The sequence below is a fragment of the Allofranklinella schreckenbergeri genome (assembly GCF_003703475.1).
Taxonomy (GTDB): domain Bacteria; phylum Pseudomonadota; class Gammaproteobacteria; order Burkholderiales; family Burkholderiaceae_C; genus Lampropedia; species Lampropedia schreckenbergeri.
Genome location: NZ_RDQM01000007.1, coordinates 85216 through 101876, shown reverse-complemented (window position 1 = coordinate 101876; position 16661 = coordinate 85216). Strand labels below are relative to the sequence as shown.

The 16661-nt window shown below is 62.2% G+C and carries 18 protein-coding genes; 13 read left to right on the top strand and 5 right to left on the bottom strand.

The window, feature by feature from the left end; all coding sequences use genetic code 11:
• The first annotated feature begins 296 nt into the window (after positions 1-296).
• Complete coding sequence (locus tag EBQ26_RS06950; protein WP_122238286.1) at positions 297-1796, top strand: DegQ family serine endoprotease; 1500 nt, start codon at positions 297-299, stop codon at positions 1794-1796.
• A 165-nt stretch (positions 1797-1961) separates the two neighbouring features.
• Here EBQ26_RS06950 and metW read toward each other — a convergent pair whose 3' ends face one another.
• Genes metW through EBQ26_RS06935 form a run of 3 tightly spaced genes read right to left on the bottom strand, consistent with a single transcriptional unit; the run spans position 1962 to position 4633 of the window.
• Positions 1962-2546, bottom strand: a complete 585-nt coding sequence (gene metW / locus EBQ26_RS06945) for a methionine biosynthesis protein MetW (protein WP_122238285.1) — start codon at positions 2544-2546, stop codon at positions 1962-1964.
• Complete coding sequence (gene metX / locus EBQ26_RS06940; protein WP_122238284.1) at positions 2543-3685, bottom strand: homoserine O-succinyltransferase MetX; 1143 nt, start codon at positions 3683-3685, stop codon at positions 2543-2545. Before metX ends, metW begins: the two co-directional genes overlap by 4 nt.
• Positions 3686-3724: 39 nt before the next feature.
• A complete protein-coding gene (locus EBQ26_RS06935; protein ID WP_122238283.1) occupies positions 3725-4633 on the bottom strand; it encodes a phosphoribosylaminoimidazolesuccinocarboxamide synthase in 909 nt (302 codons plus the stop codon).
• 284 nt (positions 4634-4917) lie between these two features.
• On the opposite strand from EBQ26_RS06935, the gene hpf reads away from it, so the two are divergent.
• The 3 genes from hpf to hprK all read left to right on the top strand — a co-directional run bounded on the left by hpf (position 4918) and on the right by hprK (position 6972).
• A complete protein-coding gene (gene hpf, locus EBQ26_RS06930) occupies positions 4918-5253 on the top strand; it encodes a ribosome hibernation-promoting factor, HPF/YfiA family (RefSeq protein WP_122238282.1) in 336 nt (111 codons plus the stop codon).
• A gap of 201 nt (positions 5254-5454) precedes the next feature.
• Positions 5455-5928, top strand: a complete 474-nt coding sequence (locus EBQ26_RS06925; RefSeq protein ID WP_122238281.1) for a PTS sugar transporter subunit IIA — start codon at positions 5455-5457, stop codon at positions 5926-5928.
• A gap of 72 nt (positions 5929-6000) precedes the next feature.
• Complete coding sequence (gene hprK / locus EBQ26_RS06920) at positions 6001-6972, top strand: HPr(Ser) kinase/phosphatase (RefSeq protein WP_122238341.1); 972 nt, start codon at positions 6001-6003, stop codon at positions 6970-6972.
• A gap of 97 nt (positions 6973-7069) precedes the next feature.
• Here the strand turns inward: hprK and fur are convergent, their stop codons facing one another.
• A complete protein-coding gene (gene fur / locus EBQ26_RS06915; RefSeq protein WP_122238280.1) occupies positions 7070-7537 on the bottom strand; it encodes a ferric iron uptake transcriptional regulator in 468 nt (155 codons plus the stop codon).
• Positions 7538-7707: 170 nt separating this feature from the next.
• Between fur and EBQ26_RS06910 the strand changes: the two genes are divergently transcribed.
• Together EBQ26_RS06910 and dapB are read left to right on the top strand one after the other, a co-directional pair.
• On the top strand, positions 7708-8208 hold the full coding sequence (locus EBQ26_RS06910) for an outer membrane protein assembly factor BamE (protein ID WP_238944217.1): 501 nt from the start codon (positions 7708-7710) through the stop codon (positions 8206-8208).
• Between the two features lie 173 nt (positions 8209-8381).
• On the top strand, positions 8382-9194 hold the full coding sequence (gene dapB / locus EBQ26_RS06905; RefSeq protein WP_122238278.1) for a 4-hydroxy-tetrahydrodipicolinate reductase: 813 nt from the start codon (positions 8382-8384) through the stop codon (positions 9192-9194).
• 39 nt (positions 9195-9233) lie between these two features.
• Here the strand turns inward: dapB and EBQ26_RS06900 are convergent, their stop codons facing one another.
• The gene (locus EBQ26_RS06900; RefSeq protein ID WP_122238277.1) at positions 9234-10148 is read right to left on the bottom strand and encodes a DMT family transporter; all 915 of its coding nucleotides are present in this window, start codon (positions 10146-10148) and stop codon (positions 9234-9236) included.
• A 340-nt stretch (positions 10149-10488) separates the two neighbouring features.
• Here EBQ26_RS06900 and EBQ26_RS12945 point away from each other — a divergent pair, with 340 nt between their 5' ends.
• From EBQ26_RS12945 to EBQ26_RS06865, 7 genes are all read left to right on the top strand, one after another.
• Positions 10489-10872 carry a TraR/DksA family transcriptional regulator gene (locus tag EBQ26_RS12945; protein ID WP_238944216.1) on the top strand — a complete coding sequence of 128 codons (384 nt, stop codon included), beginning with the start codon at positions 10489-10491 and terminating at the stop codon, positions 10870-10872.
• Between the two features lie 242 nt (positions 10873-11114).
• The gene (locus EBQ26_RS06890; protein WP_122238275.1) at positions 11115-11546 is read left to right on the top strand and encodes a COG4315 family predicted lipoprotein; all 432 of its coding nucleotides are present in this window, start codon (positions 11115-11117) and stop codon (positions 11544-11546) included.
• A gap of 199 nt (positions 11547-11745) precedes the next feature.
• The gene (locus EBQ26_RS06885; RefSeq protein ID WP_122238274.1) at positions 11746-12660 is read left to right on the top strand and encodes an NAD(P)-dependent oxidoreductase; all 915 of its coding nucleotides are present in this window, start codon (positions 11746-11748) and stop codon (positions 12658-12660) included.
• Between the two features lie 26 nt (positions 12661-12686).
• Entirely contained in the window at positions 12687-13268 is a 582-nt protein-coding gene (locus EBQ26_RS06880; protein ID WP_122238340.1) for a thermonuclease family protein, read from the top strand.
• 168 nt (positions 13269-13436) lie between these two features.
• The gene (gene galU / locus EBQ26_RS06875; protein ID WP_122238273.1) at positions 13437-14357 is read left to right on the top strand and encodes a UTP--glucose-1-phosphate uridylyltransferase GalU; all 921 of its coding nucleotides are present in this window, start codon (positions 13437-13439) and stop codon (positions 14355-14357) included.
• 235 nt (positions 14358-14592) lie between these two features.
• Complete coding sequence (locus EBQ26_RS06870) at positions 14593-15699, top strand: enoyl-CoA hydratase/isomerase family protein (RefSeq protein ID WP_122238272.1); 1107 nt, start codon at positions 14593-14595, stop codon at positions 15697-15699.
• Between the two features lie 138 nt (positions 15700-15837).
• Entirely contained in the window at positions 15838-16554 is a 717-nt protein-coding gene (locus tag EBQ26_RS06865) for a hypothetical protein (RefSeq protein ID WP_122238271.1), read from the top strand.
• Positions 16555-16661 lie beyond the last annotated feature (107 nt).

The following is a 16661-nucleotide window of genomic DNA, read 5'->3' as shown; positions in this document are numbered from 1 at the left end:
GTTGTGGTGTGTCTAGGACGGTTGAACGGAGGGCCTCATACCTTCGTTCATGCAGGCCCAGTAGAAAGGTTTGCGTCAAAAGCCCCTCATCAGAGGGGCTTTTTTATGCCTTTTGAATTCAGCCGCAGCCGACTGTGGTGGTTGCTTGCGCCGGGCAGCTTGGCCCCGATGAAATCTTGAACAGGCTCTCAAAATGGCGGGTGGGTTTGGGAAAAATCACACGCAATTTGCGGAACCAATTGCTCGCATTGCTTTCTCAGCGCTCTGTTTCGTCACTTCAAGAAAAGGATTCGTGGATGACTTCTGCATCAATTAAAGGCTCTCTCAAAACGGCTGCGCTGGGCCTGGTGGCAGGCGCTGCGTTGGTGGCAACGGCTGGTTATGCACAACAAGCGCCTGTTGTTGTCGGGCCAGTGGCTGGCCCAGTAGCTGGCTCAGTGGCGTCAGCAGCGGCACAGTTGCCTGATTTCACGCGTTTGGTGGAGGCTGTGGGGCCATCGGTTGTCAATATTCGCACGACGGCGCGCATGCCTTCGCGTCAGTGGCGTGGCTCCATGGATGAGGAGATGCTGGAGTTGTTCCGCCAGTTCGGCTTTCCTGTGCCCGGCCTGCCTCAGCCGCGCCGTGGCGGGCCGGATGCGCCATCGCGCGTGGTGCCCAGCGGTGTGGGTTCGGGCTTCATCATCAGCGCCGATGGTTATATCTTGACCAACCACCATGTGGTGGAGGATTCGGAAGATGTTTTGGTCACGCTCACCGATCAGCGTGAGTTCAAGGCCAAAGTGATTGGCTCGGATGAGCGCACCGATGTGGCGTTGATCAAAATCGAGGCAGAAAACCTGCCCGTCGTGCGCATTGGCAATGTGAACCAGCTCAAGGTGGGGCAGTGGGTGATGGCCATCGGCTCGCCGTTTGGGCTGGAAAACACGGTGACGGCCGGCATTGTCAGCGCCAAGCAGCGCGATACGGGCAGTTATTTGCCGTTTATTCAGACGGATGTGGCCGTCAACCCGGGCAATTCGGGCGGGCCGCTGCTCAATATGCAAGGCGAGGTGGTTGGCATCAACAGCCAAATCTATTCGCGCTCTGGCGGCTTCATGGGTATTTCGTTTGCCATTCCGATTGATGAGGCCATCAAGGTGAGCGATCAATTGCGCAGTGGTGGCCGGGTGGTGCGTGGTCGTATTGGTGTGCGCATTGGGCCGGTGAATCCGGACGTTGCTGAATCCCTGGGTTTGGAGCGCCGCAATAACGGGGCGCTGGTGGCTGCGGTGGAGCCTGATTCGCCTGCGGCCAAAGCGGGTGTGCAGGCTGGCGACATCATCACCCACTTCAATGGCAAGGCGTTGGAGAGTGTGTCGGACTTGCCCCGTCTGGTGGGCGATACCGCGCCGGGAACGGCGAGCGCTTTGCGCGTGTTCCGCCACGGCAAGAGTGTGGATTTGCCCATCACCATCGGTGAAGTGGCCGAGGCAGCGCAGCCGCGTAGCCAGGGTGATGAAAAGCAAGGCAGCGCCAAGGCCGAAGCATTTGGCTTGTCGGTGCAGTCGCTTGGCGAGGCGCAGAAGAAGGAGCTGGGCGTGCGCGGCGGTGTGCGGGTCACGGCCGTCCAGGGCGCGGCCGCGCAGGCGGGTTTGCAAGCGGGCGATGTGATATTGGCGGTGGGGCAGACGGAGGTGCTGGATCACCAGGCTTTCAGCGAAGCGATGCAAAAGGCCAATCCCAAACGCCCCTTGAGCGTGTTGGTGCGCCGTGACGATTGGGCGCAATATGTGCTGATTCGCCCGCAGGATTGAGTCAAGCGCAGTAGCCTATAACATAAGGCCAAACCGCCTGGCGAGAGGCTGCTCTCTCGCCAGGCGGTTTATTTTTATAAATCAAAAAGAAACAAAAATACCGTGTTTTGGCATGATATGCATAAAGTAATTTTTATTTTGATTTGAAATAATTGTGACGACCTCTTAGCCGCGCTCCAAGTGAAAAACCGCTGTAGTGGCCCGCAAATTGGGCAGCATGCGCACGGCTTGGCCGTTGCGCAAGCCGAAAGCGTCGCGGATGCGCAGGTGGTTTTTGCGCGCCAGGATCTCGAAATCCTTGAACGTGCCCACGCGGATGTTGGGCGTGTCGTACCACTGGTAGGGCAGGCGGCGGGTGACGGGCATGCGCCCGCGCAGGATGGACAGGCGGTTGCCCCAGTGCGCAAAGTTGGGGAAAGCGATGATGGCGGCGCGCCCCACGCGGGCGGTTTCGCGCAGCATGGTTTCGGCGTTGCGCAGGTGCTGGAAGGTGTCGATTTGCAGGACGACGTCGAAGCTGTCGTCGGCAAAGATGGACAGGCCCAGATCCAGGTTCATTTGCAAGGCGTTGACGCCGCGCTTGACGCAGGCCAGCAGCTTGGCATCGTCGAGCTCCACGCCGTAGCCGCTGCAAGCGCGCTCTTTCTGCAGATATTCCAGCAAGGCGCCGTCGCCACAGCCCAGATCGAGCACGCGCGATTGCGTGGGCACCATTTGCGCGATGGCCTGCATGGTGTGGCTGTCGCTCATGCGCGCTCCTTCTCTTGCAACTCTTGCGCAATGCGCTGGAAGTAGGCGGCCACCAGGCTGTGGTAGCGCGCGTCGTCGAGCAAAAAGGCGTCGTGCCCGTGCGGGGCGTCGATCTCGGCGTAGCTGACCTCGCGCTGGTTATCCAGCAGGGCGCGCACGATTTCGCGGCTGCGCGCAGGGGAAAAGCGCCAATCCGTGGTGAAGCTGATGAGCAGGAACTTGGCCTGCGCACGCGCCAGCGCCAGGCTGAGATCGCCGTTGAAGTCGCGCGCCGGGTCGAAGTAATCCAGCGCACGGGTGATGAGCAAATAGGTGTTGGCGTCGAAGTATTCGCTGAACTTGTCGGCCTGGTGGCGCAGGTAGCTTTCGATTTGAAATTCGATGTCCTGCGTGCTGTAGCGCAAATCCAGCCCTTCGCGCAGTTGGCGGCCGAATTTCTGGTTCATCACATCGTCCGAAAGGTAGGTGATGTGGCCGACCATGCGGGCAATGCGCAGCCCGCGCCGGGGCACGGCGCCGTGCTCGTAGAAATGGCCGCCGTGAAAATCCGGATCGGTCACGATGGCGCGCCGCGCGACTTCGTTGAAGGCGATGTTTTCCGCCGTCAGATTGGGCGCGCTGGCAATGACCAGGGCGTGGCGCATGCGCTGGGGGAATTGCAACGTCCACGACAGCGCTTGCATGCCGCCGAGGCTGCCGCCCATGACGGCGGCCAGTTGCTCGATGCCCAGCGCATCCAGCAGGCGCGCTTGTGCGGCCACCCAGTCTTCCACCGTGACGACAGGGAAATCCGCCCCCCAGGCGCGGCCCGTGGCCGGGTTTTCGTGCATGGGGCCGGTGGAGCCAAAGCAGGAGCCCAGATTGTTGATGCCGATGACGAAAAAGCGGTTGGTATCCAGCGGCTTGCCCGGGCCGATCATGTTGTTCCACCAGCCCTCGCTTTTAGGCTGGCCCTCATAGCTGCCCGCTACATGGTGTGAGGCGTTGAGCGCGTGGCACACCAGCACGGCATTGCTGCGCTGGGCGTTGAGCTGGCCGTAGGTTTCATAGGCCAGGCCATAAGGGCCGATCTGCGCGCCGCTTTTGAGCGGCAGCGGATCGGCAAACTCCATGAACTGCGGATGGGCGATGAAGGACATGCCTGTGCGGGGCCTTTCTGCTTTCTGTCAGCGCGCCGATCAGCTCGTCAGGCGTTGCATGGCTTCGTTGTATTTGGCGGCGGTTTTTTCAATCACTTCCTGGGGCAGGCGCGGCGCGGGCGGGGTTTTGCTCCAGGGCTGGCCGTTGATACGCACGGCCTCCAGCCAGTCGCGCACGAATTGCTTGTCGTAGCTGGGCGGGTTTGCACCGGCCTGGAAGGCCGCTTCGTACTCTTGCGCGGGCCAGTAACGCGAGCTGTCGGGTGTGAGCACTTCGTCCATCAGCGTCAGCGTGCCGTCGGCATCCAGGCCGAATTCGAATTTGGTATCTGCAATGATCAGGCCCTTGGCCAAAGCCAGCTCAGCGGCTTTTTTGTACAAGGCCAGGCTGGTATCGCGGATTTGCGCGGCCAGCGGCTCGCCCACCATCTCCACCGTCCGGGCGTAGCTGATGTTTTCATCATGCTCGCCCACGGCGGCTTTGGCCGCCGGGGTGTAAATCGGCTCGGGCAGGCGCGCGGCGTTGCTCAGCCCTGGCGGCAAGGCCACGCCGCACACGGATTGGCTTTCCTGGTATTCCTTCCAGCCGCTGCCAGCCAGGTAACCGCGCACCACCGCTTCGATAGGCAGGGGTTTGAGGCGTTTGACCAGCATGGCGCGCCCTTGGACTTGCGGCAGCTCGTCGGCGGTGACGACGCTCTCGGGCGCCTCGCCAGTCAGGTGGTTGGGGCAAATGCCCGCGAGCTTGTCGAACCAGAACAGCGCCATTTGCGTGAGCAGCACGCCTTTGCCCGGAATAGGCTCGCCCATGATGACGTCAAAGGCGGAAATGCGATCGCTGGCGATCATCAAAATGCGATCGTCGCCAACGGCGTAGTTGTCGCGAACCTTGCCGCGCGCCAAGAGCGGCAGCGATTTCAGGGATGAAGTGTGCAGGGCGGAGGTCATGGTCTGAACGCAGAAAGCCAGCAAAACAAGGGCCTGCGCAAAGCGGGCAGGCCCCCGAAGTTCACCGCGTATTCTCGCCCATAAGTGTTGGGTGCAAGCCTTCTGGGTGGATAACCGAACAAAGTCTGGGCGCGCTTGCATTCGCACTTGCCATTCGCGCGCATGCGGCGCATAGTGCGCGCACGGCAGAGTGGTTTTGGGTCACTTTGCCGCGAGGTGCGGCCCGGCTGGCTAGCCCATGCTGCGGAGCCGCGCAAGTGGATCAATGAAAAGGAGCAAGCCTTATGAACCTCACTATCAGCGGACACCACTTGGAAGTCACGCCTGCGCTCAAGGAATTCGTGAGCAACAAGCTGGCCCGTGTGACCAAACGATTCGACCAGGTGATTGACGTGCGTGTGTTGCTCTCGCTGGAGAACACCAAGGAAAAAGAGGGGCGCCAAAGCGCCGAATGCACCATGCTGCTCAAAGGAGGAGATATCCACGTCAAAACCTCGCATGAGGATTTGTACGCCGCAATTGACGAGATGGTGGACAAGCTCGATCGCCAGATCGTCAAGTTCAAGGACAAGATCAAAGACCACGACCATCAGGCGCACAAGAAAACGCTCTCCGCCTGAAGCGTTGGCGGCGTGAGGATGGGGCTTGAAATGTGCTCCCTATCCTCGCGCCCAAGCGCCCCTCTCGACAGCCAGCCAGCAATGCCTGGCTGGCTTTTTTTGGCGGGGGACAGGCTTTCTACCCAAGTGATCGCCTCTTGCAAAGAGGAAATACCTGTAAATTATTGTCAAACGCTCGCATAGGCATAATATTCGCCCACTATGAATCGTCTATCTTCCATTCTTCCGCCCGAGCGCGTGCTGGTCAGTGTGGATGTCACCAGTAAAAAGCGCGCCTTTGAGGAGGCGGGCCTGCTGTTCGAGAGCCTGCATGGCCTCTCGCGAGTGGTGGTGACCGAAAGCCTGTTTGCGCGCGAGCGTTTAGGCTCCACGGGCCTGGGTCACCGCGTGGCCATTCCCCACGGGCGTATTCGGGGGCTGCATGCTCCCATGGCTGCCATGTTCCGCCTGGCGCAGCCCATTGGATTTGGCTCGCCTGACGAGCAGCCGGTGAGCCTGATGATCTTTCTCCTTGTGCCGGAAGCGGCGACTGAGGAGCATTTGCAAATCCTGGCCGAAATCGCCCAAATGCTCAGCGATATCGATTTGCGCGATGCCTTGATCGCCTCCAACGATGCGCAGGAATTGCACGACCTGATTGCGCATTGGCGCTCGCCCGAGCTGCAAGCGGGCTGATTTTCTTTCCCCCCTTTCCCCATCGCGCGTTTTTGTGCGCTTTTTTGATCGCGCGCTTTTGCCGTGTTCGCCATGCCCAATACTGTTAGCGCCCAGGCCATTTTTGATGAGTTTGCCGATATGCTGGGCTGGCAGTGGATTGCCGGGCGCGCCGCCTATGCCAGGCGTTTTGACGAGCGCGCGGTGCAATCGGCGCGGGCCAGCGCCGATTTGGTCGGGTATCTCAACTACATCCACCCTTTTCGTGCACAAGTGCTGGGCGAGCGGGAAATCCGCTACCTCACCAGCTCCACACGGGCCGACTGCGCGCGGCGCGTGGCGCGCATCACGGAGCTGGAGCCGCCCGTGCTGGTTCTCGCCGAAGGCCAGCAAGCGCCGCCCGAATTGATGGCGATGTGCGAGCAGGCGCAAATCCCCCTGTTTGCCACGCAAGAGTCCGGCGCGTATGTGATCGACGTGATGTGCAACTACCTGTTCAAGCTGTTTGCGGCCAGCACCACGTTGCACGGCGTGTTCATGGATATTTTGGGCGTGGGCGTGCTGATCACGGGCGAGTCTGGGCTGGGCAAAAGCGAGCTGGGGCTGGAGCTGATCTCGCGCGGCCACGGTCTGGTGGCGGACGATGTGGTGGATATCGTGCAAATCAGCCAGGACGCGCTGGAGGGCAAATGCCCCGAGCTGTTGCGCAATCTGTTGGAAGTGCGCGGCATCGGCTTGCTGGATATTCGCGCGATTTTCGGAGAAACCGCCGTGCGCCGACGCATGCGGCTGCGCATGATTGTGCATTTGGTGCGTCGCCAAACGATGGAGCGCGATTACGAGCGCCTGCCGCACGAGCCGCTGATGGAGCCTATCTTGGGCGTGCCCGTGCACAAAGCCATCATTCAGGTGATGGCCGGGCGCAACTTGGCCGTGCTGGTTGAAGCCGCTGTGCGCAACTATGTGCTGCGGCTCAGAGGGGTGGATACCTATGCCGAGTTCATCCGCCGCCAGCGTGAGGCGATGGAGGCTGATGCAGCCAACGACCGGTCTGCCTTGGATTGAGGCTTTATTCCAAATCAAAGTAAAAATGGCTTTAGGTGTACCATGCCTAAAGCCATATATTTATTTTCTTTTTGAAATGTAATTTAGACTCGGGAAGTCAGGTTCCGGCCTTTTTGCTCTTGCCTGCGGGCTTGGCCGCGCCAGACTTGTTGTTGCCCACGCCGGGGCTGACGCCATAAATGGTAATGGCGTGGCCATGCACCACCCAGCCACGCTCTTCGGCGATTTCCTTGAGGCGCCTGTCGATCTCGGCGTCGTAAAACTCCTCGACCTTGCCCGTGACGGTGCACACCATATGGTCATGGGGCTGGCCCTCGTTGAGTTCGTAAATGGCTTTGCCGCTTTCAAAATTGCGGCGATCCAGAATGCCCGCCTGTTCAAACTGTGTCAGCACGCGATACACGGTGGCCAAGCCGATGTCGGAGCGCTCATCCAGCAAAATGCGGTACACATCTTCAGCCGTCATGTGGCGCTGCTCGGCTTTCTGGAAGATTTCCAGAATTTTCAGGCGTGGCAAAGTGGCCTTCAGACCTGTGCTTTTCAGTTCTTCAATATTGCTGGTCATTGCAAATCCAATCGTGAAATGGCACCTGTGCACAGGCCCCGGCGCAGCCAAAAGCAGCCGCTACAATCGCTTGATCATAACTTTGAATCACAGGATCGGCACGGGTGGTGACAATGGATTGGAGCTTAAAACAGGCCCTGCTGGGCGGTGCGCGAGTGGTGTGTGCGGTCATGCTCCTGGCTGGCTTGTCGGCGTGCTCATCGGTTGATCGTGCCAGCGGCCGGATGGTGAACGCCATCACCCCCTATCAAATCGAAGTGGTGCAGGGCAATTTTGTCTCGCGCGAGCAAGTGCAGGCCCTGCAGCCGGGCATGTCGCGCGAGCAAGTGCGCAATATTCTGGGCACCCCCTTGGTCACCAGCGTGTTCCACGCCGATCGCTGGGATTACGTCTTTACCATCAAGCGCAAAGGGCTGAAGTTTGAGGAGAAAAAACTCACCGTCTTTTTCAGCGGCTTTGTGCTTGATCGCGTGGAAGGCGACGAAATGCCTTCCGAGCACGAGTTCGTCGCCCTGCTAGGCCAGGCCAACCGCAAGCCACGCGTGCCGCGTCTGGAGGCTACGCCCGAGCAACTCCAGCGTTTTGCACCAGCAGCCGATCGGCAACCCCCGGCAGCCGAGCAGGCCGCTGAGGCCTCTCCACCGCGCCTGAGCTATCCCCCTCTGGAGTGAAGAAGCCCAGCGCCAAGCCGCAAGCCGCATCCGGTCGTGGCCAGGGCATGCCGCCCTCGCCCGCATTTGCAGATTGGCGCTTGCAATCCCCGCATTGTTTTCCCCATCGTTGAGGCCCGCTGCTGCAACAGCGGGCCTTTGTCCATCCCCTTCCTGGCATTGCCCCTATTCCTATGAACACCCCTTCTCTGAACATCGCCGTTGCAGGCGCCAGCGGCCGCATGGGCCAGATGCTGATCGAAGCCATTGCGCGCGGCCAGCGCCACCGCCTTTGCGGCGCGTTTGACCAACCGGGCAGCGCCCGCGTGGGGCAAGACGCGGGCCTGTTTGCCGGTCTGCAAACAGGCGTGACCGTCTGCGACAGCGCCCAGCAGGGCCTGCAAGGCGCCGATGTGCTGATCGATTTCACTCGCCCCGAGGGCACGCTGGCGCATTTGGCGCTGTGCGACGCCTTGGGCGTGAAATCCGTGATTGGCACCACCGGCTTTAGCGAGGCGCAGAAAAGCCAACTGGCCGATTTCGCCACGCGCAACGCCATGGTGTTCGCGCCCAATATGAGCGTGGGCGTGAATGTCACGCTCAAGCTGCTGGAGATGGCCGCCCAGGCCTTGTCCACGGGCTACGACATTGAAATCATCGAAGCGCACCACCGCCACAAAGTCGATGCGCCCAGCGGCACGGCGCTGAAAATGGGCGAGGTCATCGCCCAGGCCTTGGGGCGCGACCTGAAAGATTGCGCCGTCTATGAACGCTATGGCCACACGGGCGAGCGCGATCCCTCCAGCATCGGCTTTGCCACCGTGCGCGGCGGCGATATCGTGGGCGATCACACCGTGCTGTTTGCGGGCACGGGCGAGCGCATCGAAATCAGCCACAAAGCCTCCAGCCGCGCTGGTTATGCGCAAGGAAGCCTGCGTGCGGCGGAGTTCCTGGCCGGGCAGCGCACGGGGCTGTTCGATATGTTTGACGTGTTGGGGTTGCGGTAAGCGCTGGTGTCGCGCCTTTGAACAGGCCCTCTTGGCGCCTCAGCGTGCCCGTGCGCCCACTACGGCGGCGCTCAGAATCAGCCCTGTGGCCAGCGCCACGTTCCAGCTCAGCGGGCGTCCTGTCGTCCACAGCAAGAGCAGGGTAGAGAGCAGCGGCGTCAAATAGCTCAGCACGCCGATTTGGCGGGCATCGCCCAGTTTGAGGGCTTTGTCCCACAAGAAAAACGCGCCCCCCAGCGGCCCCAGCGCCAGGGCGGCGATCAGCGCCATGTCGCGCAGCGACAGCGCCACGCGTGGCTCCCACAGCCAATGGCAACCCAGCGCCAGCAAGCCCGAAACCAGCCCGAATGTGCCAATGGCCGCGGTGGGGAAATCCCGCCCCGTCATCGCCAGGCGCTTGGTCAACAGCGAATAGCTGGACCAGATGAACGCCGCGCCTATCGCGCAGGCATAGCCCACTGCCGGATGCGCCGCGCCTGCTGCATCCGTCGCGCCTGCTGCATCCGTCGCGCCTGCCGTGCCGCTGCTGCGCCCCGCGATGGCGATGGCTGCCCCGGCAAACCCCGCCAGCGCCGCCGCCATGTGCGCGGGCGTCAGACGCACGCCGGGCAGCAACAGCGGCGCCATCAACACAATGCCAAGCGGCCACAAGTAGTTGAGCAAATTGGCCTCCACCGCAGGGGCCAGCCCAAAAGCCGTGAACAACAGAAAGTGGTAGCCAAACAAGCCATAAACGCCAATGGCCAGCGTCGGCCAGGGCACGGCCAGGCGGCGCAGATCAAAACGCACCATGGGCAAGGCGATCAAGCTGCCAGCCAGCAAGCCCAGGCCCGTGAGCAAAAACGGCGGCACATGCGTGAGTGAAGAGCCTAGCGCCCCGAGGGAGGACCACAGCGTGATCGTGGCAAGGGCCAGTAAATGGGCCGTGTGGCGGCTGGCAGAGGAGGGCGACATGGTGGCGTGCAAAAACAAACAAAGACCGGGAAAGACCCGCAAACGGGGCGCCAAACAGCGCGCTGCACAGCATGTCCGACAAGAGGTGCGGCGCGCGGCGGCGGTGGATTCTGGCATGGCCGCCTTGCCGGTTGGCCCGCCAGCCTGGCCTTGTTTTGCACCCCGCACACCGGCACCAGCCGCTGCTTGCCCCCGTGCGCAGAGGCGAGATCGCGCGCCAGCTCCAGGAAAAAGCCCATTGAGCGCTTGCAATGCACTCGCAATGCGCTTGCAAGGCTGGCGGACGCTCAAGCCGGTGCTATCCTGCCGAGAAAAGCCACATTTCATGAAAGGTCTGACTATGAGCCAACCCGCCCCCCTCACTGCAACGCAACGGGCAGAGCTGAAAGCCCTGCTGGAGGCGCGTCGCCAGGAACTCAACCAGCAAATGGAGCAAAACCGCGCGAACTTGGCCCCCGCAGATGTGACTGCGGGCAGCGTCTCGCAAGACGAAAGCGCACGGCTGAAGAACATCACGCGCGAAGTCGATGGCGCGCTCACCGCGTTGGATGTGGCCGATCTCGCCCGCATCGAGCGGGCGCTGGAGCTGATCGAGACCGACGAATACGGCCTGTGCGATGAATGCGGCTGCGCCATCCCCTTCGAGCGCCTGAAGGTCGAGCCGATGACGCAGCACTGCGTGCAATGCAAATCCCGCTGGGAGCAGGCGCAAGCAGCGCATTGATCGCCGCGCTTGCTGTAAGCGCCCGTTCAAAAAACCGATGGGGCCTGCTGGGCAGGCGGCCATCGGTTTTTTTCATGGGAATAAAAATTGACCTATTTTGGCTTGATAGTATTGATTGGTATTTTCTTTTGATTGGATATTTGGGGCGGATGGCATGCGGGCTCGGCTGCGTTGGCAGCGGGCAAAGCTCCTTTACACTGACCGCTTTCGACCACCTTCAACAAAGAAAGAGGAGATTGGCTATGCAAACCACTCAACTGATGGCCATCGTCGTTGCGGCCGCTGCGCTGGCGGCATGCGGCAGCGCGCCCAAGCAGTCCCCACAGCCCAGCCAGGCCGATGTGGCCCAGCAGCAGGCGCTCATCAGCCCCACGCAGTCGGGCGATGGCGTGCTGATCGGCCCCAAGGGGATGACGCTTTACACCTTTGCGAAAGACACGGCCCACAGCGGCACATCGGTCTGCAATGGCCAATGCGCCGTCAACTGGCCCCCGCTGGCGGTGGACAGCAAGGCCAAGCCGCTGGGCGACTACACCATCATCATCCGCGCCGATGGCGCCAAGCAGTGGGCCTACAAGGGCATGCCGCTGTATTACTTCGCCAAAGACCAAAAGCCTGGCGACAAGCTCGGTGATGGTCTGCTCAACGGCGCGTGGAAGGTGGCGCGCCCGTAACCATTGGGAGCGACACCGCCGGCCAACCCGCCAGGCAAGCGCCCAAGGCTTGCCTGGCGGGTTTTGTTGTTTTGATTTTTAAATCAATAGGAAAGAGAATCACCTTGTTTCGGCCTGATTGGCATAAGGTTGATTTTCTTTTGATTGAAATATTGTGCTGGGGTACGGCGCAATTGTGGGATTCAAGAGGTTTTGCACCATGCACAACACACACGCGCAACCAACGATTGCCTTTCTGGGCACAGGCCTGATGGGCTTGCCCATGGCGCAGCGCCTGCTGGCTGCGGGCTATCGCCTGCACGTCTGGAACCGCACGGCGGCCAAGGCCCAGCCGCTGGCGGCGGCGGGCGCGCAGCAGCACGCGCGGCCCGCCGATGCCGCTGCGCAGGCCGATGTGGTCATTGCCATGCTGGAAAACGGCGACATCAGCCGCCTGCTGCTGACCGAGCTGGGCGTGGCCGATGCCATGCGCGCGGGCAGCTTGTTCATCGACATGGCCTCCATCCAGCCGCGCCAGGCGCGCGAGCACGCGGCCTTGCTGCACGCGCGCGGCGTGCGTGCGCTGGATGCGCCTGTCTCGGGCGGCACGGTGGGGGCCGAGGCGGGCACGCTGGCCATCATGGTCGGCGGCGAGCAGGCCGATTTCGATGCCGCGCAGCCTGTGTTTGCCGCGCTGGGGCGGCCCACGCGGGTGGGCGGCCACGGCGCGGGGCAGTTGGCCAAGCTGGTCAACCAGCTCATCGTCGGCATCACCATCGGCGCGGTGGCCGAGGGGCTGCTGCTGGCGGAGAAGGGCGGCGCCGATCCGGCCAAGGTGCGCGAGGCCATTGCGGGCGGCTTTGCCGACAGCCGCATCCTGCAACTGCACGGCCAGCGCATGGTGGAGCAAGACTTCACCCCGCGCGGGCGCCTATCGGTGCAGCTCAAGGACATGCGCAACGCCCTGGCCACCAGCGCCGAGCTGGGCTACCAGGCCCCCATCACCACGCTGCTGGAGGCGCTGTTCGCCCAGGCCGCACAGCACGGCTACCAGGATTTGGACCACAGCGCCCTGTTTCTGGAGCTGGCGCGCTGCAACGGCATGCATGGGCAAAACGGCGGCCCCAACGGCTAAGGAGGGCAGACACCGCAATGGTCAAGATGCTGAAACGATGGCGACGGCGCGCGCGCGCGGCCGTGCTGACGGCCTTGGGCCTGGCCGGCGGCCTGATTGGCGGCTGGGCGGGCGGCTGGTGGGATGTGCCCTGGCTGGACGATTTGGGCATTTTGGGTGGCTTGGGCGGCAACCGCACGCCGCAGGCCTGCATCGTCACCAAAGTCTCCGACGGCGACACCCTCCAGGCCCGCTGTACCCAGGGCAGCCGCAAGCCCGCGCTGCACAAAGTGCGTCTGCGCGCCATCGACGCACCTGAGCTGCGCCAGGCTTACGGCCAACAGGCGCGCCTGGCGCTCACCCGCTTGTGCCTGAGCGCCAGCTTCACCCTGCCGCCCAAGCCGCGCACCGACCAATATGGCCGCTTGCTGCTCGACCTCGAATGCGGCGGCGTGGACGTGGCCCAGCGCATGGTCGGCACCGGCATGGCCTGGGTGTATCACCACGAAGCCCAGCGCTACCCCGCGCTGGTGGCCCTGCAAGCGCAAGCGCGCCGCAGCGGCAAGGGCTTGTGGGGCCAGGCCAAGCCGCAGGAGCCGTGGCTGTGGCGCAAGCAGCATGCGCGCTGATGTCCTGCCGCTTTATTTCAATCATGGGAAAAATCACTTCATGCTAGAATTGCCGAAAAAATGTGATTATTTTTCCTTTGATCGATAAATTGGGGTGATCCAAAGGCCCTGCGGCTTGGCATACACTGCCGGGCTTTGCCACTTCGCCAGGATTTGCAAGGATTTGCCATGCCCTCATCCGCTGCCGCCACGTATCCCCCCATTCGCAAGGCCGTATTCCCCGTTGCCGGGCTGGGCACGCGCTTTCTGCCTGCTACCAAGGCCGCGCCCAAGGAGATGCTCAATGTGGTGGACAAGCCCATCATCCAATACGCGGTGGAGGAGGCTTACGCCGCAGGCATCCGCCACATGGTCTTCGTCACCGGGCGCAACAAACGCGCCATTGAAGACCATTTCGACACCGCCTACGAACTGGAAAGCGCGCTGGAAGCCGCGGGCAAAACCGCCCTGCTCGAACTCGTGCACAGCGTCAAGCCCGACGACATGGTTGTCACCTACGTGCGCCAGCCGCGCGCCCTGGGCCTGGGCCACGCCGTGCTGTGCGCCGAGCCGCTCGTGGGGCGCGAGCCATTTGCCGTGCTGCTGGCCGACGATTTGATGACCGGCCGCCCCGGCGGCCCCAACGTGCTGCGGCAAATGGTCGATGCCTATGCGCAAACGGGCGCCTCCATCCTCGCGGTGCAGGAAGTGCCGCTGGAGGAAGTCTCCCGCTACGGCATCGTCGCTGGCCAAGCGTTGGATGCGCGCATCACTCACGTCGAACACATGGTGGAAAAACCCAGCATCGCCAACGCCCCCTCGCGCCTGGCCGTAGCCGGGCGCTACATCCTGGCGGGCGAGATTTTTGACGAAATCCGCAACCTGCCCAAAGGCGTGGGCGGCGAAATCCAGCTCACCGACGCCATCGCCAACCTGCTGCGCCACAAGCCCGTCTATGCCCTGGCCTATGAAGGCAAGCGCTACGACTGCGGCAGCAAAGAAGGCTTTTTGCAAGCCACGGTGGAAATGGCGCTGCAACACCCGCAGGTTGGCGCATTCTTTCGCGACTACCTGCAACGCATCGATCGCAACGCGCCAGCGGCCAAGTAAAGCGCGCCTGGCCCCGCAAAGCCCCCCAAGTCGCCGCTCGCCTGCAGGCCCTCCGCCTGTGCAGGCCGCTCGTGCGCCATTTGGCCGCAGCAGCAACCCGCCAGGCGTTTTCGCCTGCTGCGTTGGGTGCGGCACTCGGTTTCGGGCCTGCCGCCTTGGCTTACCATCGCCCGCTGACCTTGGGCCGCCGGCCCGCCATCCCTTTCACCCGACTGAACAAGCAAGGAGACAAACCGTGAGCGAAACCTCATCCGAAGTGCTGTCCGAAATCCGCGGCAAAGTGGGCTTCATCACCCTCAACCGCCCCAAGGCGCTCAACGCCCTCTCGCTGGGCATGGTGCGTGAGCTGCGCCGCGTGCTGGAAGCCTGGAAGAGTGATCCGGCCGTGCTGGCCATCGCCATCCGCGGCCAAGGCAAGGAAGGCCCCTTTGGCGCCTTCTGCGCAGGCGGCGACATCCGCTTTCTGCACCAGGCCGCTAGCGACGGCCATCCCGCCGTGGAAGACTTTTTCACCGAGGAGTACCAGCTCAACCACCTCACCCACCACCTGGGCAAGCCCTACATCGCCTTCATGGATGGCGTCGTCATGGGCGGGGGCATGGGCATCTCCCAAGGCGCCAGCATGCGCATCGTGACGGAGAAAACCAAAATGGCCATGCCGGAGACCGGCATCGGCCTGTTCCCCGATGTCGGCGGCGGCTACTTCCTCAGCCGCGCGCCCGGCCATGTGGGCGAATACCTGGCGCTGGTGGGCAACATCATCACCGGCGGCGATGCCATCGCCTTCAACCTGGCCGATGGCCTGCTGCCCGCCGCGCAGCAACAAGCCGTGTGGGACGGCCTGGCAGGCGACTTCGCCAGCGCCGAAGCCATCGAAGGCTATGTGCGCCAGCACTGGGTGGCCGCCGACTCGCCCGCCAGCGCCCGGCGCGCCGACATCGACCGCATCTTCGGCCTGCCCAGCGTCAAAGCCATCATCGACACGCTGGAGCAAGAAGGCCAGGCGGGCAACGCCTGGGCGCAGGAGACAGCGCAAACCCTGCGCAAACGCTCGCCGCTGATGCTGCACGTGGTGCTGGAGCAAATCCGCCGCGGCCGTAACATGACGCTGGCCCAGGACCTGCGCATGGAGCGCGACCTGGTGCGCCACTGCATGTTCCTGCGCCCCGAGCGCCAGAAAAACAGCGAAACCCTCGAAGGCATCCGCGCCCTGGCGGTGGACAAAGACCAGAACCCCCAGTGGAAACCCGCCCGCATCGAAGACGTGGACGCAGCCGAAGTCGCCGCTTTCTTTGAAAGCCCCTGGCCCGCGATTGCGCACCCCTTGGCGATGTTGAAGTAAAGCCCTCTTTTGAACAGGCTTCGAAAGGCCTTGTGCCGTTGCGCTCGCCTATGCGTGTGCGGCGGTGCAGCGCCAGGGCGTTGCACGGGCACTGGTACACAATGACTGCCCCGTCAACACACTTTTTGGAGGATTACCGTGAAAAAACATGTCTTGCTGGCGGCCACACTGGCTGCCTTGAGTGTTGCAACGCCCGGTGTGTACGCGGCACCCCCGGAGGGGCAGTCGTCGGCCAAGCAACGCAAAGCAGTGGATGAAGAGGCTTTGCTTGAGCAGGCGGATCGAGGCGTCGACGAAATGGCGCGTGAGTTGCATGAGAAACGCTCCAAAGGCATCGGCCTGACAAAAGTCATCACGCAAGAGCGCATCAATGCCCATAAAGTCAACGACGGATTGCGGGCCAAACTGGCACTGGCAGCAGCCAAAGAGCTGAACGAGGGCGCCCTGTTCAAAAACAGGCTTCGCAAAGGCTTTGCGATCGATCACAAGCTCTCTACCAACGATCTTGCCAGCATGCTGCAAGATCGCTTTTTGTCTGATGTGTACATTTGCGGCCGGGAGGATCCGAATCGGTGCAGCATTGCCTCGGGCTCAGAAGTGTCAGCAGACCAGATGACGGAACAGCAATGTCTGGACTATGGCGTAGTCCCTGAGATGCAGCAGGGCGAGCCGAAAGAAATCCGTGTGCTTGAGAAAGAAAAGCGCTTGTACATCAAAGTCCACGCCATCGATTCAAGAAAGGCCTCGCACATGTTCAGCGTCTGGGATGCGTACAGGACGCGCTGTTACCACTTCGATCTTGCGCCGGATGATCCTCAAGAGATCGAGGCGCTGGCGCGCGCAATCACGTGGTGATTTTGGGATGCTGTGCCCCGGTCCATGCGCGCACGCACGTTCGGCGCATAGGGGCGCGCAGGGCGTTTGATTGGGGTTCTTCCCGATCGCTTTTTGTGTTGATCGGC